Genomic DNA, 26,636 nt, shown 5'->3' with positions numbered 1-26,636 from the left:
CCTTTTACAAAGGAGATGCTTCCCCTTGCAGTCCCCTCCGGACTCGCCGTCCGCCAGACAAGGACGGAGGATGGTTTCCGGGATGATCCCGTAGCCGTCAGGCAGCTGGAAATTATCGGCAGGCTGTTGCGGGAAGCGGACGGGGCGGTTACGGCGACGGACACCTCCCGAGAGGGGCAACTGGTCGCCCGTAACCTTTATGACTATCTGGGCTTCAAGGGGAAAACGGAACGCCTGTGGCTTTCCTCACTGACGGACGATGCGATCCGCAAGGCGTTCCTTGACCTTAGACCGGACAGCCTCTATGAAGGCCTGTACCTGGCAGGCAGGGCACGGCGGGAAGCCGACCGGATCATCGGGTACAACGCAAGCCTCGCGCTCGGCATGGCGGCAAAGAGAAAGAACCACTCGCTCGGACGGGTACAGACACCGGTGCTCGCCCTCATCTCGCGCCGTTACCTGGAGAACAGGGATTTCAACGCCGTACCCTATTACCGGCTGGAGCTGTCGGTCCTCAAGGACGGCAAGGAGCTTGTTTTCACCTGCCCGGAAAAATACACGCAGCAGCAGGAGGCCGTGGCCGTTCGGAACCGGATCGCGGCATCGCGTGCGGCCACGGTAATACAGGCGGAGAGAAAGGAAACGGTGGAGGAACCGCCGCTTTTGTATGACCTGGCCTCCTTGCAGAAGGAGGCGAACCTCCGGATGGGGCTGACGGCAGGACAGACGGCATCGGCCCTGCAGAGGCTGTATGAGGGAGGATACATCTCATACCCGCGTACCTCCTGCCGCCACATCCGGGAGGACATGTTGGAGAGGATGCCGACACTGCTCTCCCTTCTGAAAGACGACCCGTGTTTTGCTCGTTATGCGGAAGCTCTGGAAGGCAGGAAGCTGTCCATCCGGACCGCCGATGACGGCAAGGTGACCGGACACCATGCTATCATCATAACGGAAAGCATACCCGGCAAACTGCCGCTTGATGAGCAGAACCTCTACCGCATGGTCGCAGGCAGGATGCTGGAAGCCTTCTCGGGTGACTGCACTGAAGAGGAGGCGGACATCCGCATCGAATACGGGGGAAGCCTGTTCGAGGCCGGATACCGCCGGACGGTGCACGCCGGATGGAAAAGCGTCCATAACAGGGCAGGGAAAGAAGAAGACACCGTGTTCCCCTTCTGGGAGCAGGGCGAGGTGCTGCCGGTAACGGACATATCCGTCCGAAGCGGGGAAACCTCTCCCGAACCACTCTTTACGGAAGCCTCGCTGCTGTCCGAAATGGAACGGTACGGACTCGGTACACCCTCCACAAGGGCCGGTGTCATCGAACTGCTCATCGCACGTCGGTATGTCGAAAGACAGGGATGCGGCCTGCTGCCCACCCCGAAAGGGCTGGAGGTGTATGAGGCTGTCGGGGACAAGCTGATCGCCGCTCCGGAAATGACCGCCCGATGGGAAAAGGACCTGCAGGAGATCGAGCGGGGAGAACTGGACGCGGACGTGTTCATCCAAAAGGTTGAAGAGTACGCACGACAGATCGTGGAGGAGCTCTCGGAGATTCGGTTCGAACATCCTGAACCGTCCCTCCACCGCTGTCCCAAATGCGGCATGAAGACACTGACCCTTCACCGGAAGGTGGCCCGGTGCAGTGACCCGGACTGCGCGTTCCTGCTTTTCAGGACATTCAACGCAAGGGAACTGACCGACGAGGAAATGCTCTGCCTGCTGGAAGGAAAGAAGACGGATTTCCTGCCTTTTGTCAGCAAGAAAGGCAGGCCGTATGAGGCATCCCTTAAGATGGATGAGAACTACAGGATAGAGATGACATTCAGGCCCCCCACGGAGAGATAGCCGTTATCCGCTCACGACCCGTCTGTAATGCAAGCGGCAAACGTCCTTATGGAAGCTCCGCGCTCCGGCCAGTTTCCATAAGGAAAATCCTGAACCTACCTCGAACAGGCGGGAACCTTCCCCCTGGAAGCGGGGCAGGACATACAAGACCAGCTCGTCGGCCATGCCAAAGCGGAGAAGGCTGTCCGTGAAGGGAAGCGTTTCCAAGGTAGCTTCCGCAAGATATACGCCGGAGTGCCTGCATTTCCATTCCGTAAGGGATATGAAGGAAACATCAGGGTCAAGGCAGGATAAGGCATCCTCCCGGATACGGGTGATGCCATATTTCTCGGGGTGTTCCCACAAATCGGGGAATGTCGTCCTGCGGGCAAGATAGCCGTCAAGGGTGATGAAAGCCAGGATCTGAACCGTCGCCATATGGATAGGATATTTTTATTTCGTAATGGTTCCGGCAGGGACATGAAAAAAGCGTGACCCTACGTGGCTCCAAAACGGAGGTTCTGGCAAAACCTTTGAATAGTTGCCGCGTAGAAGCCACGCTATGACAATGCATAGCACAGCCTTACGCAGAAGCCTCTATTCCGATTGAAATTTTGCCAGATTTCCGTTTTAAGAGCGTTCTGCGGAACGTTATGTCTATATATCAACAGAAACGAAGATTGATCCCCGCCTCTGGATGAATTCATATTTTCGGGGTAAAGATAGGAAAATAATCCGGGATTACAGGCAGGCGGGACAGCCAAATTTGATATTCACCCTCCAAAAAAAAGAATGGACAAAGGGGAGTCGGGACAGCCGTCCCCCTTTCCTTGCCGCCCGGCAAGGAAGAGGCCGTGAGAGAATACGGAAACATTTTATTTTGTGAATGTTATGAATTTATAAATATAATTTCATGGAAATTACGATTATTGAAACAAGCGCGTATCTGGAACTGAAAAGACAGCTCAGCATGCTTTCCGTGCAGTTGGGCGATTTCCAGAGGAAAGTGTCTCCTGCATCACCGGAGAAGTGGTTGGACGCCCAGGAAGTCTGCATGGCCCTTGGCATATCCAAAAGATGCCTGCAGAACCACCGGGACAGGGGGCTGATCCCTTATTCGAACATCGGAGGGAAATGCTTTTACAAGGAAACGGATATCCGGCAAATACTGGAAGAAGGTCTCATTAAGAAAAGAAGGAAATAATGGCGGAAATCATCACAAAAGATTCGGAGGAGTTCAAGGAACTGACCGGATGGATGAAGAAGATCGGCAGATCGGTGGAAGCGGCGACGGCAAGGATACGTCCCACCATCGCGGACGAGCATTACCTGCAGGGAGAAGAAGTGTGTGAACTGCTGCATATCTCAAAAAGGACCCTGCAGACACTGCGTGACGAGGGATCCATACCCTATACCACCATCGGAGGGAAAATACTGTATCCTGAGAGTGTCCTGTACGAGACATTGCGGAAGAACTACCGGAACTACAGGAGGTACGCCAGATAGACGGCCCGGAACATGACAAAGGCGGGGGTGTCGAACAATTTGTTCGGATACCCCCGCCTTCCCGTTTTAACAGTCAAGACGGTACATGTCACCGATTCTCTCGCAGACCTTGTCGGTATCCTCACCGACTTTGGGATTGATAAGCTCTGCATAAACCTGCGTGGAAAGTATGTTCTTATGCCCCAGCACACGCTGCAGGGTTTCCAGCGGCATGCCCTTGGTAAGGGTCAGGGTGGCATAGGTATGGCGGCCCACATGCGGGCTGAGCCGGACGCTGCAGCCGGCTTTCTCACCTATACGCTTCAGGCTGTCCTCCATCGTCTTGCGGTTTCCGGCCGGGAACACCTTGTCCGGGGTATCCTTGCCCTCCCTCATGTCCCGGTACCGATCGATAAGTTCCACGGCTATCGGAAGCAGCTTGACCACATAAGGCACCTTCGTTTTCACACGGTTGCCCATCAGCCAGGTACCTCCGTCGGAATCCGTATGGATGTTCTTGTAAGTCAGCTCCTTCAAATCGGCATGGGCCAGACCGCTGAAACACATGAAAATGAACATATCCCGAAAAGCCCGCTGCCGCTTGTAACTCAGCTTGACACGGAGCAGACGCTGCAGATCCTCCTCCGAGAGGAAAGGACGTTTCTTGTATTCCGGATGGCACTCGAACTTCTTAAACGGATGCTTCCTGAGCCATCCTTCATCCACGGCCTTGTACATCAGCCATTTCATCGTATTGATACGCTCGAAGGCCGTGGATTTGGAAAGTCCCCGCACGGATAACATCCAGTTATAGAACCCCTTGATAAAGTTTAAGTCCAACGATGCCAGCGGAACATCTTCCACTCCCAACTTATCCTTCAGATAATGAAGCAGGCATTTACGGTCATTCACCAGCCCCCGATAGGTGCTTTCCGCCTTGGTCTTGCCGATCTGCCGCCTGTAATCCTCTATCTGGTTGTCAAAAATCTCCATCAGCGAATGAACCTCGTCCCCGAAACCATTATAACGGTCATAGACTCTCTTGGCTGTCAGAAGCGAGTCATGGTCTGAAAGGTACTGGTAGTGCTTTCCGATCTGGGCCTTGATATTGTCCAGATCCTGGTTCAACCTCCGGGCCTCGTCGGATTTACCCCTAGCGCAGTTCCCCTTGGCATCCCAAAGGGCAAGGGGAACGTCGCGCTTACAACTGAAACTTGCTGTCGTACCATTGACGGTGATACGACCCATGACAGGAACACGGCCATTTTTTATGGCCTGGTTCTTGGTGTAGAACAAAACTCTGAATGTACTCCTCATAAACTCAATTTTTTGCTGTTACAAAGTTACTATTTATTGAGTTATCAGAGGATATGAAAAACAACGCAAGACATTGAAAAATAACCTGTTGAAACCGATCTTTTTCCGCCTTTCGGGAGGTAACGGTTAAGTAACGGTACTCTCGCCCAAGTATGCTTTTTGCAGCGTCGTTATTCAATACGAGAACAGAACATTCTCCCATTAATCCATTGATTGAGAGAGCATAATCACCTTTATGTTATACTTTCTAAAAATCGCCGCTTTTATGTAAAAAAAGTATTGGTTTTTCTTTGATTAACCCATAAGAGACAGGTTTTAGGTATCCATCAATTCCCGGAGTGGATGGTTATAAAAAAAGAGGACACCGCCCAAGCAATATCCTCTCTTCTTTTCTATAATAAACGTCTTACCTTCCGATAATACCCAGCTTCGAATCATTGATAAAGTCAATGATATGCTGTATTTCATCACTCATCGGCACCTGGTCCTTAATCATCAGCAAGGCATCGAAAATACTGGTCTTTCCCTGATAAACGATACGGTATGCATGGCTGATATGCTTGATCACCTTTTCACTCAAACCCTGGTGGGAAAGGATTACGGAGTTGACTCCGTAGTAGGAAATCGGTTCAAGAGCCGCCACGATATAAGGAGGTACGTCTTTACGGAAACGGCAACCGGTCTGCGTCATCGACCAGGTACCGACACGGCTACCCTGGCTTGCCAACACATTACCTCCGAAGATCGCATAATCTTCAAAGAAACAATTACCGGAGACCTTGCTACCGTAACCCAAAACGCAATGGTTTCCGATATGTGTATCGTGTGAAATATGCACTCCTTCATGTAGGAAATTACCATTACCGATAAAAGTCTGCCCATCCGGAGTCGTGGCACGGTTGATCACTACGTTCTCACGGATCACGTTATCATCGCCTATAACGGCTAATGTCGTGTCGCCTTTATATTTGAAATCCTGGGGTTCTGCCGCAATAACAGCCCCATTGAATACACGGTTACCTTTCCCCAGACGTGCACCACTCATGATACTGGCATGAGGCATGATCTCGCAATTATCGCCGATCTCGACATTCTTATCGATGTAGGCAAACGGATGAACAGTAACGTTCGCTCCCAGTCTGGCACCGGCATCTACATAAGCTAACGGACTAATCATAATAATCTAAGTTTTAATGGTTATTACTCTCTTCCTCCTCCGACAGCACTATACAGATTGATTACAGCCTGCATACGCTGAACGTTGTCGGATACTTCTGTCAATTGTGCACTAAGAAGGCTCTGCTGAGCTGACAGGATTTCCAGATAAGTTGACTGGGCAGACTGGAACAAAGCTTTCGTATAGGTTACGGCCTTTTCCAATTGCTCGATCTGTTGTCTGTCCTGAATCAACATCTTGTTGGTTGCATCGTAAAGATGCAGGGCATCGCTTACTTCCTTACCAGCTTCAAGAATTGCTTGCTGATAATTCATCTGGGCGATCTTCTCCTCTGCTTTCGATACCTTCAAGTTAGCGATCAACTTACCATTGTTGAAGATAGGCTGTGCCAGTGAAGCCAGAGCCTGGAACATGAACTGTCCCGGATTAGCAACAGTAATACCCGAACCGTTCGTCCAACCGGCTGTTGCCGTAATATTCAAACCGGGATAGAAAGCGGCACGTGCCTTGTTTGTCGTATAGTAAGCACTGGCAAGCGACATTTCCGCAATCTTCACATCCGGACGGTTTTCCAGCAACTGCAAAGGTACGCCGGCCATGATCTCGTCGGGGATTACCTGATCTTCCAGTCTGCCGCGATCGATACGTTGCGGTGCTTTAGCCAACAGTACGGACAAAGAGTTTTCCACTTCGCGAACCTGGCGTTGCAGATTGATTAACGAAGACGATACCTGATGATATACGGCTTTCATCTGAACGACTGCAGCCTCGGTTGTCATACCGGCCGTCTTCATTGCTTCCATCGCGCGTACATTTTCTTTATAGATAGCAACCGTTTCGGTTGTGATCTCTACCTGACGGTCGAGCATCAGCAGGGTAAAGTAAGTATTGGCAATACCACCGATCAACTGTGAACGGACAGCCTGCTGTGAATACTGGCTCTGCAAATAGATTGCTTTCTGGTCGCGGCTTGCATTGAGCAGCTTACCAAACAGGTCGACTTCCCAATTAGCAGCAGCCGGCAAAGTATAGGCTTTTGCATAGCTGGATCCTCCCATGGTGGTCAGCGAGCCTTGCGGAGCCAGATTCAAAGACGGAAGGAAAGATAAACGGGCAGCAGTCAGCAACGTTTTCGCTTCTTCCACACGGAGAACGGCAGCCTGCATATCCACGTTATTCGCCAGTCCTTCTTCAATCAGAGCCTGTAATTTAGGATCACGGAAAACTTCCTTCCAGGAAAGATTTCCCATATTGGTCGTATCGGCAGCCAATGTATCCGTTACCGATACCGGATCACGATACAGACCGGACGTATCTATCGTTTCAGGACGATCATAAGCCTTGTAGATGTGGCAACTGCTCAGCAGGGCAGTTGCACACATCATATATATTATTTGATTTTTCTTCATTGTCTTCTCACTTATTTTTTAGCGTACTGTTCTATTTCCGTATTCAAATCGCTGTTGTCAAGGTCTTCCCATTCGATCGGTTTCACCTTTTCCTGCAAGTACTGGAATACCACGAACAAGGCAGGAACGATCAGGATCTGGAAGATCATACCGACAAACATACCACCAATAGCGGCAGTACCCAGCGTACGGTTACCGTGAGCACCTACACCAAAGGCGAACATCATCGGCAACAAACCGACTACCATTGCCAGAGAGGTCATCAGGATAGGACGCAGACGGGCAGCGGCACCCAATACGGCAGCCCAGGTAATACTCATACCCATACGGCGACGTTCGAGGGCAAACTCTACGATCAAAATAGCATTCTTTGCCAACAGACCCATCAACATGATCAACGCGATCTGCATATAAATGTTATTCGACATTGTGCCCAATATCATCTTCAATGCCGGGATGCTACCTAACGCAGCCCAACCCTGTACAAACAGGAAGCTACCCATCAGACCGAACGGAATTGAAAGCAATACGGCCAACGGCAATACGTAACTTTCATACTGTGCACTCAGCAACAGATAAACGAACACGAAACACAAGATAAAGATCAAGCCGGTAGTACTTCCACTCGTTTCCGCCTCTTCACGTGCCATACCTCCCAACTCATAACCGAAACCGGCAGGAAGGGTGGTACTTGCCACTTCTTCCAGTGCTTTCAGTGCCTGACCGCTGGTAAATCCGTCAGCCGGGGCAACCATCAGTTTCATTGAGGTATACATGTTAAAACGGCTGATGATATCCGGACCATATACTTTCTCTATTGTAATAAACTGGGAGATCGGTGCCATTTCGTTACCGTTTCTGACCTTGATATTCTTCAACGATTCCATATTCGCTCTCATAGAAGGATCGGCCTGCACCATTACACGGTACATCTTACCGAAGCGGTTGAAGTTGGAAGCATACAGACCACCATAATATCCCTGCAAAGTCATAAGGATATCGCTCGGACTGATGCCTACTTTCTTACAGGCTGCCGCATCGATATCGATCATATATTGCGGGAAGTTCGGGTTGAAAGTAGTCTGGGCCGACTTGATTTCCGGACGGGCCGTCAATGCTGCCATATAGTCTTTGGAAACATCAAAGAATTTCTCCAGGCTACCACCGGTCTTATCCTGCATATTCAACTCGATATCACTGGAAGCGGAATAACCCGGAATCATAGGCGGAGTAAAGAACAATACCTGTGCATCCTTCACCACTTTCTGGGCACGCATAAATAAACTACCGTAAACTACTTCCGCACTCTGCGTCATAGAACGTTCTTCCCAGTCTTTCAACTTGATGATGAATGAACCGTAAGAAGGTCCCTGACCACCGATAAAACTGAAACCGGTAATAGCCGTACGTGATTTCACAGCCGGGTCGGAAGCGATCAGACTATCTACACGTTCCATGATTTCCAATGTACGTTCCTGAGAAGCTCCGGGAGGTAATGTTACAGCTCCCATGATAGTACCCATATCTTCATTCGGCACCATACCGGTCGGCGTTACCTGCATGAAGAAGATCAACAGGGCAATAGAGGCAGCTACAGTTCCAAATGCCAGCCATTTCTTCTGGATAAAGAACAATACACGCTTCTTGTAACTCTTTAATAAAGAATCGTAAGCCACATTGAAAGAGGTATGGAAACGGGATACGAATGTCGTCTTCTTTTCACCGTGTTCATCATGAGGTTTCAGGAAAATAGCACAAAGTGCCGGACTCAATGTCAAGGCATTCAATGCCGACAAACCGATAGCAATAGCCATTGTCACACCGAACTGACGATAGAATATACCGGCTGTACCTCCCATGAAACTTACAGGGATAAACACGGACATCATCACCAATGTAATAGAAACAATCGCTCCGCCAAGTTCACTCATCGCATCGATAGATGCCTGTTTCGCCGATTTATATCCCTGGTCCAACTTGGCATGGACCCCCTCGACGACGACTATCGCATCATCGACCACAATCGCAATGGCAAGTACCATCGCACAAAGTGTCAACAAGTTGATACTGAATCCGATCAGTGACAACAGGAAGAATGTACCGATCAAGGCTACCGGAATCGCAATAGCAGGAATCAAGGTTGAACGTAAATCCTGCAAGAACACATATACCACAATAAACACCAGGATAAAGGCTTCCAGCAAAGTTTTGAGAACCTCATGGATAGAAGCATAAAGGAAGTCGTTGGCATTCATGGATACTTCAACCTTCATTCCCGGAGGCATAGTCGCCTCTGATCTCACCAGCAAATCCTGGATATTATTGATCGTTTCTGTTGCATTCGTTCCCGGCATCTGGTAAACGATACATGCTACTGCATTATGGCCGTTTACTTTATTTACATAGTTGTAAGTCAAACGTCCCAATTCGATATCGGCAATGTCCTTCAGACGAAGCACTTCACCGTCGGGCAATGCTTTTACTACAATATTATCAAATTCTTCTGCTGTTTGCAGACGTCCTTTATAACGGATCGTATACTGGAACGACTGGTTTCCCTGTTCACCGAAAGAACCCGGAGCAGCCTCCACGTTCTGTTCAGCCAACACGTTCGATACATCGTTAGGCACCAGCTTATATTGTGCCATTACATCCGGCTTCAACCAGATACGCATAGAATAATCGGTACCCAATACGTTGGCATCACCGACCCCTGGTACACGCTGTACTTCAGGAATCAGGTTGATCTTTGCATAGTTTTCCAGAAATTTCTGGTCGTAACGGTCTTCCGCATCATAAACGGCAAAAACAACCAACATGGAGTTCTGACGTTTCTGGGTAGTCACACCGATCTTCGTTACTTCGGCAGGCAACAGACCTTGTGCCATCGACACACGGTTCTGAACGTTTACTGCTGCCATATCCGGGTCGGTTCCCTGTTTGAAATATATGGAGATATCGGCAGAACCGTTATTGGAAGCATTTGATGTCATATACATCATGTTCTCTACCCCGTTGATCTGGTCTTCCAGCGGTGCAATCACACTATTCAATACAGTCTGCGCATTGGCACCTGTATAAGTGGCCCTTACCGAAACAGTAGGAGGCGCAATGTCCGGATATTGGGTAATAGGCAATGTGAACAAACCTAATATACCCAGGATGACAATCAGGATGGAAATCACCGTTGAAAGCACCGGACGGTTAATAAATCTATCTAATTTCATATGTTACTTTTTTATAAACGAATATCACCGGGAAAGCCCGGGTTATCCTATACCTTTAATTAATTAAAAGCTGTTTTTAAATTTCCTTCGTTCTGGTCTTTCATGGCCTGCTGGAACTTTGCAGCCTGCTCAGCCTGTGTAATCGGCGTGATTTCCTGACCGTCTCTTAAACTCTGAACGCCTTCAACAACGATCTTATCACCGGATTTCAAACCTTTAGTAACCAGATAATTCTGACCATCATCCAAAGAGGAAATCTGAATTTCAACATTTTTAATTTTATTATCGGGTTGCAGTACATATACGAATTTTTTGTCCTGGATTTCAACCGTAGCTGACTGCGGAATCATAATAATACCTTCCATGGTGTAAGGGAATACCACGTTTCCTGTTCCCCCGCTTCGCAGGATTCTTTTGTCATTCGGGAAAACGGCACGCATACTAACCGAACCGGTCGACTGGTCGATAACGCCACTGACAGCATCGATCTTACCGGTTTCTTCCAGCATCGTTCCGTCTGCCAACTGTAACTGAACGGCCGGCATCTTATCCAATTGTTCTTTCAGTGTGCCTCCGGCTTTTGTGAGCTGCAACAATTCCTTTTCCGTCATTGAGAAATAAACATATACTTCTCCGATCTCAGAAACAGTTGTCAACGGACTCGAGATAGAAGGGCTCACCAAACTTCCGATACGGTAAGGGAAAGTTCCGACAACGCCATTGGAAGGACTGGTCACTTTACAAAAAGATAAATTCTGTTCCGCACTAACCAAAGAGGCTTCTGCCTGTGCCAAGGATGCCTTTGCAGACATCAATTGGTTGACGGCTGTCTCATATTCAAAAGAACTGATAATAGCATTATTATACAGGTCTTTCTTATTCTTTTCTGTCAATGTCAACGTTTTTACGTTTGCATCTGCCATAGCAACAGCTGCTTTGGCCTGGTTCACTGCCGCCTTATACTGCGTGGGATCAATTTCAAACAAGGGCTGATCTTTACGGACCGTAGCTCCTTCATCGACACATAACTTAACAATAAAACCCGACACCTGGGGACGGACTTCAATATCCTGCGTACCTCTGATAGTCGCCGGATAGGAAGTTGTCTGATTGCTGGAAGATGAATTCACGGTCAAAACAGCATATTCACTGTCACCTAACTTCATGCCGCTCTGGCTGTTACCACAGGCGGTTAATAAAGACACTCCCAGCGCAAATAATGCAATTTGTCTACATTGGGTAATAGTAGTTCTCAACATTTGTTTATCCATAATTATAATTTAATATATTTCTGCCTTTTATTTTTTCGTACATTTATTCCTGAAGGCTTGTATTATCAGACTCGACAACAAAGGGACTCATATCCTAAAAAACGTACAAATGTAGAATCTTTTTATTGCACTTTTACCGTTTATACATTCTTTTATACTAAAAAATAGCTTTATTTATATGTAGAGATCAAACAGATAGCTATTTTTTGCCGGATCGAAAGTAAATTAGTCCAAAATTGCATACATTCCGTTGTTGTTGTTTGTTTATTCAATAATTTAGTTTAAATTTACAGCTATCTATAAACATAATTAATCTACAATCTGATGGGACCAAAGTTTTCTATTTCGGAAGTATGCAGTACTTCATGGCAACGTACTAAAACTCAGATATGGGTTTTAGCCGGCTTATTGATAGGTATGACAATAATTTCTTTTACGCTGAGCGCTTTTGCCATGCCTATGCAAAAATCCATAGTGGGTACAATCGTTATTAATTTGATCAGTTGCATTATCTCCTGCATTTTTGCATTAGGATACATGAAAAACATATTCCAGGCCCTGGATGGAGAGGAACCGCAATTCTCGGCCTACGGACAACAGGCCCGTAAAATCATCACTTATTTTGTGGCTAATCTTTTTATGGGGATCATCGTGGTGTTCGGTATCTGCCTGTTCATTATTCCAGGCATTTATCTGGCTCTCCGATTGCAATTTTTCACCGCTTTCATTGTTGAAGAAGATACAGGTATCATCGAATCGCTGAAACGCAGTTGGGAAATAACCCGCGGACAGGGCATGCCGTTATTTATGCTTATGCTGGCTATGATCGGTATTTTTATATTGGGACTTATCCTGCTGGGTATAGGAATTTTTGTAGCAATGCCTCTTATATATATGATGTATAGCTATGTTTTTCGTAAATTAAATGCACCTTTGCAGATTATTGAGGAATTATAATTTTTATAACACAAAACAAACAGTCCGCAGAATCTTTTCATGTTCTGCGGATTATTTATGATAACAGAATTGCCCTATGGGGAAAACGTATAGAATAAAAGATATAGCAGAATTATCCGGAGTTTCTACCGGAACCGTCGATCGTATTTTGCACAACCGTGGCAAAGTGTCGGAAGAAGCACAGAAGAAGGTCGAAAAAGTATTAAAAGAGATAGACTATCACCCGAATCTGATAGCCCGTTCGTTAGCCCTCAAGAAAAAGTATAAATTCGTTACATTGATACCCTCTTTCGGACAGGGGGAATACTGGGCAAAGCTGTCCGAAGGGATCAACAAAGCCGAACAGGAATTATTCAGTTACAATATTGAGGTCGAGCGGATGTACTTCAACCAGTATGACAGAAACAGTTTTGATAATTTGATTCCCAAAATAGAAGAGGCGGATTGCCAGGGAGTAATCATAGCAACCCTTTTTAAAGAGAGCGTTATCCAACTCACACAACAACTCGATAAACTCGAAATCCCCTATGTGCTGATCGATGCCTTTATCGAAAATACCAATTGTATCGCTTATTACGGAACAAACTCCTATGATTCCGGATATATCGCCGGGCGGTTACTTTTTGAACAGATACATCCGGAAGACAACATCGCTATTTTCCGCTTTATCCGTAAAGGCGATATGCATTCAACTCAGGTTATGAAACGTGAGGAAGGTTTCCGCGATTATCTGTACGGTCACGATTTTCTGGGGAAAATATACCCTGTACATATTCATGCCGATGAATCAGTTGAAAACAAAGAGATACTCGACTCTTTCTTCGCAACGCATGAAGAGATCAAGGCAGGTATAATCTTCAACTCCAGAGCACATGTCCTGGGTGATTATTTCCAGCATCAGGACATCGACAAACATTTTAAACTGATCGGTTACGACGTGATCGAATCGAATCTGAGCCATCTGAACAACGGATACATCACCCATCTGATCGCCCAACGTCCGGAAGTGCAGGGATTCAATTGCGTCCGCGCTTTATTCCGTCATCTGGTATTAAAAGAAAAAGTCGAACAAATCAATTATATGCCTATTGATATACTTATCAAAGAGAACATTAAGTACTACAATAACTATATTTAAAGGCATAAATTAATTATTTTTCTTCTATATTTTTTTTGTTTGACAAATAAATACTATACATTTGCACCCAACGTGTGCTCGCGCACATATTGAACATAAAATGGAAATATCACAATAAAAATCATCTATAAAATGGCTAATTTATTTTGTATTAAAGACAGAGTTGTCATCATTACCGGAGGAGCCGGTATTCTGGGTAGCGGAATCGCAGGCCATCTGGCTGAAGAAGGTGCTAAAGTTGTAATCCTTGACCGTGCAGTGGAAATCGGAGAAAAAATCGTTGCCGATATCAAAGCAAAAGGTGGCGAAGCCTGTTTCTTCCAAACTGACGTTCTGAATAAAGAGATCCTCGAACAGAATAAAAAAGATATCCTTGCCAAATATGGCCGCATCGATGCATTATTGAATGCTGCCGGTGGTAATATGGCCGGTGCTACAATCGGTCCGGACAACAACATCTTTGACCTGCAGGTCGATGCTTTCAAAAAAGTGGTAGATCTGAACCTGTTCGGCACAGTGCTTCCTACTATGGTTTTTGCAGAAGTAATGGCTCAACAGAAAGAAGGTGCTATCGTAAACTTCTCTTCTGAATCCGCTCTTCGTCCGTTGACACGTGTGGTCGGATACGGCGCAGCAAAAGCTGCCATCTCCAACCTGACCAAATATATGGCCGGTGAACTGGCTATCAAATTCGGTGAAGGCTTACGTGTAAATGCTATCGCTCCGGGATTCTTCCTGACAGAACAAAACAGGACATTGATGACTAATCCGGATGGTTCTTATACGGAACGTGCCAAATCTGTCATTGCCCACACACCGTTCAGACGTTTGGGAACACCGGAAGAATTATTCGGTACGATTCAGTACCTGATCAGTGACGCATCCAAATTTGTAACCGGAACAATTGCAATTGTCGACGGCGGTTTCGATGCTTTCTCAATCTAAATGCCTAATAATATGCCAATAGGTTAATGTGCCAATATGCCAATTACTTTAAAGCATATGCCGTAGCCAATTGGCACATTGACAAATTAATAAATTATTTTCTATGTATTTATGCGAACAAACTTGGCGTTGGTACGGGCCGAATGATCCTGTCAGCCTTTGGGATATTAAACAAGCCGGAGCAACCGGTATCGTAAATGCTTTACACCATATCCCTAACGGGGAAACATGGACAGTAGAGGAAATCATGAAACGGAAAGAAATGATCGCAGAGGTAGGCTTGAGATGGTCTGTTGTCGAAAGTGTTCCCGTTCATGAACATATCAAAACACAAACCGGAGATTTCCAGAAATATATCGACAACTACAAGGAAAGTCTGCGTAACCTCGGAAAGTGCGGTGTTAATGTTGTGACATATAATTTTATGCCGGTACTTGACTGGACACGTACTGATCTGGCTTATACGATGCCGGACGGTTCAAAGGCTCTTCGCTTTGAACGTGCAGCTTTCGTTGCTTTCGACCTTTTCATCCTGAAACGTCCGGGAGCTGAAAACGATTACTCGGCAGAAGAGAAGGCTAAAGCGAAAGCTCGCTTCGATATAATGACCGAAGATGACCGTAAACTACTTACCCGTAATATGATTGCCGGTCTGCCCGGATCGGAAGAAAGTTTTACGATCGAACAGTTCCAGGAAGCACTGGACCGCTACAAAGATATCGATGCCGAAAAACTGCGTTCCAACCTGATCTACTTCCTGCAGGAAATTGCTCCGGTAGCCGACGAAGCGGGTGTTAAACTGGTGATCCATCCGGATGATCCTCCCTACTCCATCCTCGGTTTACCACGTATCCTGAGTACGGAAGACGATTTCAAAAAATTGATCGAAGCTGTTCCGAATCCAAGTAACGGTCTGTGCTTGTGTACCGGTTCATTCGGTGTTCGTAGCGACAATGATCTTGCCGGTATTATGGAACGCTATGGCGACCGCATCGACTTCGTTCACTTCCGCAGCACACAACGGGATGCAGAAGGAAACTTCTTCGAAGCAAACCACCTGGAAGGTGACGTAGATATGTACGGCGTAATGAAAGCGTTACTCGAGCTACAACAAAGACGTGGTTGCTCGATCGCTATGCGTCCGGACCATGGCCATCAGATGATCGATGACCTGAAAAAGAAGACAAATCCGGGTTATTCCTGCATCGGACGCCTGAGAGGTTTAGCTGAACTTCGCGGTCTGGAGATGGGTATAGCCAAATCTCTTTTCAAGAAATAACAGAGACTGAAATTTCATTTCTTATTGATTTATAATAAAAAAAGCGTTCAACTCCGGTTGGCGCTTTTTTCTGTTTTATGGTTTTCCAATACATTCACCAGACCATTGAAAAGCATAAACAAATGAAAAAGAACTATAAAGTATTCCTGATAAGGACTTTAGACTGGATTGTTTTTTCTATTTTTGTCCAGCTAAAAAAATTTCATAATGCCTAAGATCTACAGTTATATATTATTATTTATTACACTAATAACACTAAGTACCTGTTCTTCGGTACTATCAGTGCAATCACCACCATCCGTTTCCGATCAGGAATTTAACATGCTGTCTCCGTCAACAGAAATCCCTCTTCCCCAGATAGATATATTCCTTCCTCCTACACCGGAATTGGGAAAAACAGAATATGCACGTAAAGATATTACTGAGGATTTTTCTCCACGGGAAAAAGCCGATATAGCTGTTCCGGATCCAAAACTTCTGGCTGACGAAAACTCTCTTGTTATCGACCTGGCTCTCATGACAGATGAAGATTATGCTTTTCCACTCCCCGGAGCAAAAGTCATATCGCCCTATGCCGGCCGCAGAAGACATCATTCCGGTGTTGATCTGAAAACATGTGCTAATGATACCATCGTTGCAGCCTTCGATGGAATTGTCCGCATGGCAAAACCTTATGCTGCTTATGGTAATGTTGTAGTCATCCGTCATTATAACGGGCTGGAAACAGTTTACAGCCATAATTCCAAAAATCTGGTTAAAGTAGGTGACCGCGTAAAAGCCGGTGAACCGATCGGACTAACAGGAAGGACAGGCAGAGCTACTACGGAACATCTGCATTTTGAAGTGCGTATCAACGGGCAGCACTTTAATCCTGATAAAGTATTCGACCTGGGAAAACGAAAATTGCAAAACACTTGCCTGGTCGCTACCAAAACAGGAAAAAATATTGCTGTAAAAGCTATCGATATACTCCCGCAACAGCGTACCAATGAATACCAATACTCTTATTTAGGAATCCCTGTTCCGAATAATAATAAAAAGTTGGATTTGTAGAATAAAAAAGACAGAGCTTGAGAATGCAAACTCTGTCTTTTTATAAGATCATCTTCTTTTCTAATCTACTTAGGAAGTTGAGGAAGTTTCTCAAATAATACCTTAATCCTTTTCTGCAAATCTACCGACAGTTGAGAGAGATATTCTTCCGGAGCTCCAAGTTGAACAAAATCCATCATCGTATAAACATCTTCATTTACATTTTTCCAATAATTCGGATTATTTTGCATGGCAAAGAATGTAGGTGACTTAAGAAGTTCCAAGCCTCCTTCTACAACCTTTTTCAATGATTCTTTTAATTCCTTTTCCGATTCTTTTATTTTCTCTGTAGTTTCATGTGTCCCTTCATTCAACAAGGAAAATACTTTAACTTTCCATGACCAGGTTCACAATACAATCCTGCTTTTGATCCAGAAAGGCCAGTACATCCGTTACTGCCTTTTCATGAAATTCCAAAAGGCCATGAGCAAAATAAGGTGTTGCCTTTTCATCAAAACGAATACGAAGATCAAAAAATCTGACGCCAAATTCATACTGTTCTTCAAGAGACAGGTTCTGACATTTTCCGGTATTCCAAGCTAATATCTGGACTAGTCCGGTTGGCTTAAGATAAGTCATTGAGTTGTGAGTTCCTAGTTTAAGCATAATATGGTTATTTAAGTGATTAGTAGAAGCTGATTTTCAAAGGGAGCTTCATTCTGCAAATATAAACATTTATCCATACCTGATGTAAAAAACAACTGATATTCTTATTTATTTTCTAATTTGGTCCATAAACAAAAAAGACCACTGATTTTCAGTGGCCTTCGTGGAGATGGAGAGATTCGAACTCTCGTCCAAACGAGGAATTAATCTGCTTTCTACATGTTTATCTTCGCCTTCGATTATCGGGACCAAGCAAGACCGAAGCCACCCACTTAATCCTTATCCTCTAAATTTTCGCCTGACACCCGAGGCTCATTTCAGACTATCTCCGATATTGCTGCACCACCTGATCGGAAAGCTTCGGAGCCACAGCATCCGGGTGATGTCACGTCCCCACAACTTTTGCAGGGATTAAGCTTGAATCTACTATACTTCGATTAAGCAGCGTAAGCGTAATTGTTTTCGCCAGTTAATTGTTCGTTGTCTGAGATTTAAGTGCAAGCCAACCACGCACTACATGCTTACAAACCACTTCTGCCCGCTGTCAAAACCGGTCATCCCCATGATTTGTGAGTACAAAGATACAAAGATTCTGCGTATCTCTGTACTCCATTTAGTTTTTTTATTCTATTACCCCTATTTCACGGAACCAGTCTTCGGCTCTGTCAGGCCATTCATTCACGGCTGCGCCGGTATCTCTAAGTCCATAACCGTGTCCCCCCTTACTATACAGGTGCATCCAGGCAGGAACATCTGCTTCTTTTAATGCATAATAATAGAAAAGGCTGCTGTTTATATATGACTTATCGTCTTCCGCCTGAATCAGCATAGTCGGAGGTGTTGCCGACGTTACTTTGATCTCTGGTGCCAATTGGAAGTTTTCACCGTCCAGATACGCAGGATACACCAAAAGACAGAAATCAGGACGACAACTTACCTTATCCGCAGCATCCACTGCCGGATATGTCCGTTTCTCAAAATTATTACTAACCATCGCAGAAAGATGACCTCCTGCCGAAAATCCCATCACACCGATACGCTGCGGATCTACATTCATCTCTTCTGCATGGGCTCTGACATAACCGATCGCACGCTGCAAGTCCTGCAAAGGAGCTTCATGCTTCTCGTGACCTTCCCGACGCGGGACACGGTATTTTACCAACACAGCTGTTATTCCCAAATTGTTCAGCCATTCGCAAACTTCGTCTCCTTCCAAGTCGTAAGCCAGAATATTATACCCTCCACCGGGACAGACTACCATTGCCGCCCCTGTAGCAACTTCATCAGGAGCCGGATAAACAGTGATTGTCGGTTCACTTACATTAGTAACCCGTAAGACGGTTTCACCACCTGTCTTACCGCCATCAGTATCTGCTTTTTCTATCAGCTTGGTTGTTTCTCCCGGTGCACCTTTCGGGAACAACAGGATCGGATTATCTTGTGCCATAGCTGAACCTATTAAACAACTTGCTCCGACAAGCAGGAGCATCCATTTTCTGACCATACACTACACTGTTTAAAGAATTTATAAGAACCATTATTTTTGAGGGAAATTCGGACTATACAGCATTGTTTTCTCTAATGTCATTAGTTTGCCATCTTTCACAAAAGCCTCTCCACGCTCTGAAAGATGTTTAACCATTTCTCCACGGAGTTCTTTCAACTGTTTTGCATATTCCGCCTTGGCAGAACAATCGGTCAACTCACCCGGGTCTTTTACCAAATCGAACAGTTGCTCTTTTCCATTATGAAGATTCCAGACATATTTTAGTTTGCCATCTGTTAAAGCACACCAATAATTATCCGCACTATAACAAGTAGCATGCTCCATATCAATATATTTACGCCATTCATCTCCATGTCCCTGCACTAATTTCAGCAGTGAACTACCATCCATATCGGGAGGAACCGCCCCCCCAGCCAAATCAATAAAGGTCGGCAGAAAATCGCGTAATTCAACCGGCTGTTCAATCTTTATACCATTTGGAACTGATTTCTTGACATAAGACGGCCATTTTACAATATAAGGGATATGAGCAGAACCCTCATACGGATAAGTCTTTCTCCAATGATAATGGTCGCCCAACATATCGCCATGATCGGCAGTAAAACAGATCACGGCATCATCATACATATCTTTTTCTTTCAACGTTTCAATAATCTGCCCTATCTGGTCATCGATAAAAGTGACATTTGCATAATAATGCCTTCTGGATTTAACGGCATACTCATCCCCAAAATTACCAAACGGAGCATCAGAAGCAGCCTTTTCCGGATCCAGACGTTCCGCATATTTGCCACACCAATCTCCGATAACTGGCTTAGGTATATCCGCATTCTTATACATATCCAAATAACGCTTCGGCGGATCATAAGGACTATGCGGACGTGCAAAAGAGACTTTAAGGAACAATGGCTGATCATTATTATAATTACGAATCAGTTCACAAGCGGTTTGCCCTGTCCAGGTTGTCGGATGTAAACGTTCATCCAATTTATAAACTCCTGCGCCATGGTCATTCCAGCCTATACCAGTTAAATCCGGATTCTGTCCCGGAGCATTTAACTGGAACCATTCCCGGTAATCACTGATGAAATCTTTTGACTCAATCCGGCCGCTCTCATCAATTAAAGTTGCATGGAATCCATGAAGTGCCTTCTGCGGGAACCAATGCATCTTTCCGATACCAAAAGTGAAATAACCCAGATTACGCAACATCTGAGGCATTTCATATTTATATTGCTCAGCCATTCTTCCGTATCCCAGCATGCCATGATGCCAGGGAGATAAACCAGTCAGCAAGCCGGCACGTCCGGGCGTACTGCTTGGAGCCGAGGAATAACCATTTACAAACAGTGTTCCTTCTGCTGCAAGTTTATCTATATTAGGAGAAATAACAGCTTTGTTACCCATACATCCCAAAGCATCCCCACGATGCTGGTCTGTCATGATAAAAATTACATGAGGTTTCTTTTTCTTTTCCTCTTGCCCATTATTCTGTTCATTCAAGGAAGAAGTGATAGATTGTGCAGAATGATTGACTCCAACTCCTGCACCTGCTAATAGTGACGATTTAAGAAAGGCTCTTCTTTTCATTATATGTTTTTCTATGAATACTAATTTAGATAGCGAAGATAAATATCTTATTTGATTCGTGCAAAGAGAAGACGACTAATATTATCGGTAAGAATAAAAACGAAAAGAAGCTATAAACACAAAAAGGAATCAACCTTTCGATTGATTCCTTTCATTTGTTTGGAGTCTGTGACTCTAAAACGGCGGCTATCTACTCTCCCACTTTTACGCAGTACCATCGACGTGGTTGGGCTTAACTTCTCTGTTCGGAATGGGAAGAGGTGGATCCCCAACGCTATAACCACCTTAATACCTTTAAGATGTTTGACCTGGACAACGCTACTTTATCAGTAACTTTCGCTTTGTCAGTATCTCTACTAACCCTGCTGATATATCAATCCTTCCTTCCGGAAATAGAAAGTCTCGGGCTATTAGTACTACTCGGCTTCGACATTACTGCCCTTACACCTGTAGCCTATCAACGTCGTAGTCTACAACGACCCTCAGGGAGATCTTATCTTGAGGCTGGCTTCGTACTTAGATGCTTTCAGCACTTATCCAATCCAGACTTAGATACCCGGCGGTGCACCTGGCGGTACAACCGGTAAACCAGAGGTCTGTCCAACACGGTCCTCTCGTACTAGTGTCAGAGCCACTCAAATCTCCTACGCCCACGATAGATAGAGACCGAACTGTCTCACGACGTTCTGAACCCAGCTCGCGTGCCACTTTAATGGGCGAACAGCCCAACCCTTGGGACCTTCTCCAGCCCCAGGATGTGACGAGCCGACATCGAGGTGCCAAACCGCTCCGTCGATATGAGCTCTTGGGAGCGATCAGCCTGTTATCCCCGGAGTACCTTTTATCCTTTGAGCGATGGCCCTTCCATGCGGAACCACCGGATCACTATGCTCTAGTTTCCTACCTGATCGAGTTGTCTCTCTCCCAGTCAAGCACCCTTATGCCATTACACTCTACGACCGGTTACCAATCGGTCTGAGGGTACCTTTAGAAGCCTCCGTTACTCTTTTGGAGGCGACCACCCCAGTCAAACTACCCACCATACAGTGTCCTCATTTCCACGAGTTAGAACTCAAACAACCAAAGGGCCGTATTTCAACGGCGACTCCACCGACACTGGCGTGCCTGCTTCGCAGTCTCCGGCCTATCCTACACATTAGTTGCCCAAATTCAATGTAAAGCTATAGTAAAGGTTCACGGGGTCTTTTCGTCCCATCGCGGGTAATCGGCATCTTCACCGATACTACAATTTCACCGAGCTCACGGTTGAGACAGTGTCCAGATCATTACACCATTCGTGCAGGTCGGAACTTACCCGACAAGGAATTTCGCTACCTTAGGACCGTTATAGTTACGGCCGCCGTTTACTGGGGCTTCAATTCAAACCTTCTCTTGCGATGAGCTCTCCTCTTAACCTTCCAGCACCGGGCAGGTGTCAGGCTGTATACTTCATATTTCTATTTCGCACAGCCATGTGTTTTTGTTAAACAGTTGCCTGGACCTATTCTCTGCGCCCCGCCATCGCTGACAGGGACCCTTTATCCCGAAGTTACAGGGTCAATTTGCCTAGTTCCTTAACCGTGAATCACTCGAGCGCCTCAGTATTCTCAACCCAACTACGTGTGTCCGTTTACGGTACGGGTACTCTATAGATATGCTTAGCGGATTTTCTAGGGAGCCTGTTTACATCCATATTGCCTTGTACAAGTACTCGGCATACTGTCAGGTTCGACTCTCACGGCGGATTTGCCTACCGCGATCAACGTCTACACCCTTTAACCATCTATTCCGTCAGATGGCAGGACTGTCACTTCTCCGTCTCCACATCGCTCTATAAAGTAGTATGGGAATATTAAACCATTCTTCCATCGGAATCGCCGTTCGGCTTATCCTTAGGTCCCGACTTACCCTGATCCGATTAACGTTGATCAGGAAACCTTAGTCTTTCGGCGAGGAAGTTTCTCACTTCCTTTATCGTTACTTATACCTACATTTGCTTTTCCAGCTGCTCCAGCAAGGGTTATCCCTCACCTTCAACGCCACTGGAATGCTCCCCTACCATCCATTACTCTGGATCCATAGCTTCGGTAAACAGTTTATGCCCGAGTATTATCCACGCCAAACTCCTCGACTAGTGAGCTGTTACGCACTCTTTAAATGAATGGCTGCTTCCAAGCCAACATCCTAGCTGTCTCTGCAGTCTGACTTCGTTAGTTCAACTTAACTGTTATTTGGGGACCTTAGCTGATGGTCTGGATTCTTCTCCTCTCGGACGCGGACCTTAGCACCCGCGCCCTCACTCCAGGGCAATATATAGTACGCATTCGGAGTTTATCTGGACTTGATAGGCGGTGAAGCCCTCGCATCCAATCAGTCGCTCTACCTCATACTATACTAACCCTAGGCTGCACCTAAATGCATTTCGGGGAGTACGAGCTATCTCCAAGTTTGATTAGCCTTTCACCCCTACCCACAGTTCATCCGAAAGCTTTTCAACGCTTACCGGTTCGGTCCTCCAGTTAGTGTTACCTAACCTTCAACCTGACCATGGGTAGATCACTTGGTTTCGCGTCTACTCCCTCCGACTAATTCGCCCTGTTCAGACTCGCTTTCGCTTCGGCTCCGTATCTGAAATACTTAACCTTGCCGGAGAAAGTAACTCGTAGGTTCATTATGCAAAAGGCACGCCGTCACAACTTACATTGCTCCGACCGCTTGTAGGCAGACGGGTTCAGGGTCTATTTCACTCCTCTGTTCGAGGTTCTTTTCACCTTTCCCTCACGGTACTGGTTCGCTATCGGTCTCTCGGGAGTATTTAGCCTTACGGGATGGGCCCCGCTAATTCACACAGAATTTCTCGTGCTCCGCGCTACTCAGGATACCACTAGGCTTCGTTAGAAAGTCGTGTACGGGATTTTCACCCTCTATGATCACTTTTTCCAAAGCGTTCCACTTTCCTAATTTCTTGCCACAGCGTGGTCCTACAACCCCGGTATTGCCTAAACAATACCGGTTTGGGCTCTTCCGCGTTCGCTCGCCACTACTTGCGGAATCATTGTTATTTTCTCCTCCTATGGGTACTTAGATGTTTCAGTTCCCCACGTTCGCCTCCCATTACGGGATGACAGGCCTTCAACCTGCCGGGTTGCCCCATTCGGAAATCTGAGGATCAAAGATTATTTGCATCTCCCCCCAGCTTATCGCAGCTTATCACGTCCTTCGTCGCCTCCGAGAGCCAAGGCATCCACCGTCTGCCCTTGCTTACTTTCTTATTTCCGGTTACCACAGGGGTAAATTGGATTGATATATCTTCAGCTTGCTCTTGTTACTTTATTTTACGTTGTCCATCATGTCAAAGATCTTTTCGTTACTTTACGTTTCCTATGTCTCGGTAACTTTTCGTGGAGAATAACGGATTCGAACCGTTGACCCTCTGCGTGCAAGGCAGATGCTCTAGCCAGCTGAGCTAATCCCCCAGTTTTTCCCTTTTCAGAGATTCTGTAGTCCCAGGCAGAGTTGAACTGCCGACCTCTACATTATCAGTGTAGCGCTCTAACCAACTGAGCTATAGGACTGGCTTATCTTAATCTCCTGAAACTGCCGGATTTCCTTCAGCTTCATCTTTCTCTACTGGGTATCCAGTTTATAAGATCATATATAAATACATATTCAACCGTAGTACAAGTTAACTAATACCTTTAGTCAACTTGATAACGAACTCTTCGCTCCAGAAAGGAGGTGTTCCAGCCGCACCTTCCGGTACGGCTACCTTGTTACGACTTAGCCCCAGTCATCGGTTTTACCCTAGGCCGATCCTTGCGGTTACGGACTTTAGGTACCCCCAACTCCCATGGCTTGACGGGCGGTGTGTACAAGGCCCGGGAACGTATTCACCGCGCCATGGCTGATGCGCGATTACTAGCGAATCCAGCTTCACGAAGTCGGGTTGCAGACTTCGATCCGAACTGAGATGAGGTTTGGAGATTAGCATCCTGTCGCCAGGTAGCTGCCCTTTGTCCCCACCATTGTAACACGTGTGTCGCCCCGGATGTAAGGGCCGTGCTGATTTGACGTCATCCCCACCTTCCTCACAGCTTACGCTGGCAGTCTCACTAGAGTCCTCAGCTTGACCTGTTAGTAACTAGTGATAAGGGTTGCGCTCGTTATGGCACTTAAGCCGACACCTCACGGCACGAGCTGACGACAACCATGCAGCACCTCGCAAATTGCTATTACTAGAGACTCTGTTTCCAGAGCTGTCAATATGCGTTCAAACCCGGGTAAGGTTCCTCGCGTATCATCGAATTAAACCACATGTTCCTCCGCTTGTGCGGGCCCCCGTCAATTCCTTTGAGTTTCACCGTTGCCGGCGTACTCCCCAGGTGGATTACTTAACGCTTTCGCTGTGCCGCTTACTGTGTATCGCAAACAGCTAGTAATCATCGTTTACTGCGTGGACTACCAGGGTATCTAATCCTGTTTGATCCCCACGCTTTCGTGCTTCAGTGTCAGTTATAGTTTAGTAAGCTGCCTTCGCAATCGGAGTTCTGCGTGATATCTATGCATTTCACCGCTACACCACGCATTCCGCCTACCTCAAATATACTCAAGTCAACCAGTTTCAACGGCAATTTTATGGTTGAGCCACAAACTTTCACCGCTGACTTAATTAACCACCTACGCACCCTTTAAACCCAATAAATCCGGATAACGCTCGCATCCTCCGTATTACCGCGGCTGCTGGCACGGAGTTAGCCGATGCTTATTCATATGGTACATACAAAAAGGAACACGTTCCTCACTTTATTCCCATATAAAAGAAGTTTACAAACCATAGATCCTTCATCCTTCACGCGACTTGGCTGGTTCAGGCTCTCGCCCATTGACCAATATTCCTCACTGCTGCCTCCCGTAGGAGTCTGGTCCGTGTCTCAGTACCAGTGTGGGGGACCTTCCTCTCAGAACCCCTATCCATCGTAGACTTGGTGAGCCGTTACCTCACCAACTATCTAATGGAACGCATGCCCATCTATCAGCGATAAATCTTTAACAAATATTTCCATGTGGAACCCCTGTTTTATGCGGTATTAGTCCGACTTTCGCCGGGTTATTCCCCTCTGATAGGTAGGTTGCATACGCGTTACTCACCCGTGCGCCGGTCGCCACCAATGTATTGCTACACCGTGCTGCCCCTCGACTTGCATGTGTTAAGCCTGTCGCTAGCGTTCATCCTGAGCCAGGATCAAACTCTTCGTTGTTTAAATTGTTTTATATCTCTATGCTCAGAATCCGTTATTTTATTTCAAGTTATTGACGGTATTAATTTCTAATACTTGTACTACTTGTTGATATGTAAATCTTTCAAAGAACTTTCGCTTTCTTTTCGATTGCGGCTGCAAAGGTAAGGACTTTTTTTAAACCACCAAATTTTTTAGAAGAAAAATTTGAAAAGTTTTTTTTGAGTCGCTGTGGCGGTTGGAATTTTGCTTAGAACCTCTAACCTCATCCCCTTTCCTCAGGTTACCTCTTTCATCATGTTGGTGCGCCGTTCTCTCTCGAATGCGGGTGCAAAAGTAGTAGATTACTACATACACTCCAAACTTTTTATCGATTATTTTTCATTTATTTTTTAACGGCAGGCACTGTAATATAATGTACGCACAAAGAAGACTGAAAAAATATTCCTCGCTAACCAGTACACCCCGCATCTTTCGATTCGACCATACGGTTACTTTAGGTTTTTGTCTACTTATTTCAGGACACGACTTCCCTTTCTTTTATTCGTTCAATATATATCGAATGAATA

Annotated in this window: 17 protein-coding genes, 2 tRNA genes, 3 rRNA genes, 1 other RNA gene and 1 pseudogene; 8 read left to right on the top strand and 16 right to left on the bottom strand. The window is 46.0% G+C overall.

Features of this window, described 5'->3' with window-relative positions; all coding sequences use genetic code 11:
* Positions 1–15 precede the first annotated feature (15 nt).
* Positions 16–1,932: pseudogene (locus K6V26_RS01600) on the top strand (DNA topoisomerase).
* Here the strand turns inward: K6V26_RS01600 and K6V26_RS01595 are convergent.
* Positions 1,855–2,268 (bottom strand): deaminase, encoded by a 414-nt coding sequence (locus K6V26_RS01595; protein WP_087338322.1) that lies wholly within the window; start codon positions 2,266–2,268, stop codon positions 1,855–1,857. The pseudogene K6V26_RS01600 and the gene K6V26_RS01595 overlap by 78 nt on opposite strands.
* Positions 2,269–2,863: 595 nt before the next feature.
* Here K6V26_RS01595 and K6V26_RS01590 point away from each other — a divergent pair.
* Together K6V26_RS01590 and K6V26_RS01585 are read left to right on the top strand one after the other, a co-directional pair.
* Entirely contained in the window at positions 2,864–3,034 is a 171-nt protein-coding gene (locus K6V26_RS01590) for a helix-turn-helix domain-containing protein (protein ID WP_185117671.1), read from the top strand.
* Positions 3,034–3,336, top strand: coding sequence for a helix-turn-helix domain-containing protein (locus K6V26_RS01585; RefSeq protein ID WP_087338330.1), 303 nt, complete (start codon positions 3,034–3,036; stop codon positions 3,334–3,336). Before K6V26_RS01590 ends, K6V26_RS01585 begins: the two co-directional genes overlap by 1 nt.
* 66 nt (positions 3,337–3,402) lie before the next feature.
* Here the strand turns inward: K6V26_RS01585 and K6V26_RS01580 are convergent, their stop codons facing one another.
* From K6V26_RS01580 to K6V26_RS01560, 5 genes are all read right to left on the bottom strand, one after another.
* A complete protein-coding gene (locus tag K6V26_RS01580; RefSeq protein WP_087338333.1) occupies positions 3,403–4,632 on the bottom strand; it encodes a site-specific integrase in 1,230 nt (409 codons plus the stop codon).
* 406 nt (positions 4,633–5,038) lie between these two features.
* On the bottom strand, positions 5,039–5,809 hold the full coding sequence (lpxA, locus tag K6V26_RS01575) for an acyl-ACP--UDP-N-acetylglucosamine O-acyltransferase (RefSeq protein WP_224264452.1): 771 nt from the start codon (positions 5,807–5,809) through the stop codon (positions 5,039–5,041).
* 23 nt (positions 5,810–5,832) lie between these two features.
* Positions 5,833–7,218, bottom strand: a complete 1,386-nt coding sequence (locus K6V26_RS01570; protein WP_044215243.1) for an efflux transporter outer membrane subunit — start codon at positions 7,216–7,218, stop codon at positions 5,833–5,835.
* 11 nt (positions 7,219–7,229) lie between these two features.
* On the bottom strand, positions 7,230–10,445 hold the full coding sequence (locus tag K6V26_RS01565; protein ID WP_007653785.1) for an efflux RND transporter permease subunit: 3,216 nt from the start codon (positions 10,443–10,445) through the stop codon (positions 7,230–7,232).
* A 59-nt stretch (positions 10,446–10,504) separates the two neighbouring features.
* Positions 10,505–11,716: an efflux RND transporter periplasmic adaptor subunit gene (locus K6V26_RS01560; RefSeq protein ID WP_007653786.1), complete on the bottom strand. Its 1,212-nt coding sequence runs from the start codon at positions 11,714–11,716 to the stop codon at positions 10,505–10,507.
* Between the two features lie 324 nt (positions 11,717–12,040).
* Here K6V26_RS01560 and K6V26_RS01555 point away from each other — a divergent pair, with 324 nt between their 5' ends.
* The 5 genes from K6V26_RS01555 to K6V26_RS01535 all read left to right on the top strand — a co-directional run bounded on the left by K6V26_RS01555 (position 12,041) and on the right by K6V26_RS01535 (position 17,088).
* Complete coding sequence (locus K6V26_RS01555) at positions 12,041–12,673, top strand: hypothetical protein (RefSeq protein ID WP_224264451.1); 633 nt, start codon at positions 12,041–12,043, stop codon at positions 12,671–12,673.
* Between the two features lie 76 nt (positions 12,674–12,749).
* On the top strand, positions 12,750–13,811 hold the full coding sequence (locus K6V26_RS01550; RefSeq protein WP_128133144.1) for a LacI family DNA-binding transcriptional regulator: 1,062 nt from the start codon (positions 12,750–12,752) through the stop codon (positions 13,809–13,811).
* Between the two features lie 132 nt (positions 13,812–13,943).
* The gene (locus K6V26_RS01545) at positions 13,944–14,756 is read left to right on the top strand and encodes an SDR family oxidoreductase (RefSeq protein ID WP_007653797.1); all 813 of its coding nucleotides are present in this window, start codon (positions 13,944–13,946) and stop codon (positions 14,754–14,756) included.
* A gap of 103 nt (positions 14,757–14,859) precedes the next feature.
* Positions 14,860–16,035: a mannonate dehydratase gene (uxuA, locus tag K6V26_RS01540; protein ID WP_224264450.1), complete on the top strand. Its 1,176-nt coding sequence runs from the start codon at positions 14,860–14,862 to the stop codon at positions 16,033–16,035.
* Between the two features lie 204 nt (positions 16,036–16,239).
* Positions 16,240–17,088: a M23 family metallopeptidase gene (locus K6V26_RS01535; protein ID WP_224265793.1), complete on the top strand. Its 849-nt coding sequence runs from the start codon at positions 16,240–16,242 to the stop codon at positions 17,086–17,088.
* 65 nt (positions 17,089–17,153) lie between these two features.
* Here the strand turns inward: K6V26_RS01535 and K6V26_RS01530 are convergent, their stop codons facing one another.
* From K6V26_RS01530 to K6V26_RS01485, 10 genes are all read right to left on the bottom strand, one after another.
* A complete protein-coding gene (locus K6V26_RS01530; protein ID WP_007653803.1) occupies positions 17,154–17,441 on the bottom strand; it encodes a hypothetical protein in 288 nt (95 codons plus the stop codon).
* A gap of 13 nt (positions 17,442–17,454) precedes the next feature.
* Positions 17,455–17,733 (bottom strand): PI-PLC domain-containing protein, encoded by a 279-nt coding sequence (locus tag K6V26_RS01525; protein WP_007653806.1) that lies wholly within the window; start codon positions 17,731–17,733, stop codon positions 17,455–17,457.
* A 161-nt stretch (positions 17,734–17,894) separates the two neighbouring features.
* Positions 17,895–18,295, bottom strand: a transfer-messenger RNA (tmRNA) gene (gene ssrA, locus K6V26_RS01520).
* Between the two features lie 60 nt (positions 18,296–18,355).
* Entirely contained in the window at positions 18,356–19,237 is an 882-nt protein-coding gene (locus K6V26_RS01515; RefSeq protein ID WP_007653808.1) for an alpha/beta hydrolase, read from the bottom strand.
* 33 nt (positions 19,238–19,270) lie between these two features.
* Positions 19,271–20,830, bottom strand: a complete 1,560-nt coding sequence (locus tag K6V26_RS01510) for an arylsulfatase (RefSeq protein ID WP_007653809.1) — start codon at positions 20,828–20,830, stop codon at positions 19,271–19,273.
* Between the two features lie 177 nt (positions 20,831–21,007).
* A 5S ribosomal RNA gene (gene rrf / locus K6V26_RS01505) occupies positions 21,008–21,118 on the bottom strand.
* A gap of 103 nt (positions 21,119–21,221) precedes the next feature.
* Positions 21,222–24,101, bottom strand: a 23S ribosomal RNA gene (locus K6V26_RS01500).
* Between the two features lie 131 nt (positions 24,102–24,232).
* Positions 24,233–24,306, bottom strand: a tRNA-Ala gene (locus K6V26_RS01495).
* 25 nt (positions 24,307–24,331) lie between these two features.
* Positions 24,332–24,405: transfer RNA gene (locus K6V26_RS01490), tRNA-Ile, on the bottom strand.
* Between the two features lie 156 nt (positions 24,406–24,561).
* Positions 24,562–26,088 (bottom strand): 16S ribosomal RNA (locus K6V26_RS01485).
* The 16S, 23S and 5S rRNA genes sit together here with 2 tRNA genes alongside, the layout of an rRNA operon.
* Between the last annotated feature and the right edge of the window lie 548 nt (positions 26,089–26,636).

Source organism: Parabacteroides goldsteinii, from assembly GCF_020091425.1.
Lineage (GTDB): Bacteria > Bacteroidota > Bacteroidia > Bacteroidales > Tannerellaceae > Parabacteroides > Parabacteroides goldsteinii.
This window is presented reverse-complemented; position numbering and strand designations above follow the sequence as displayed.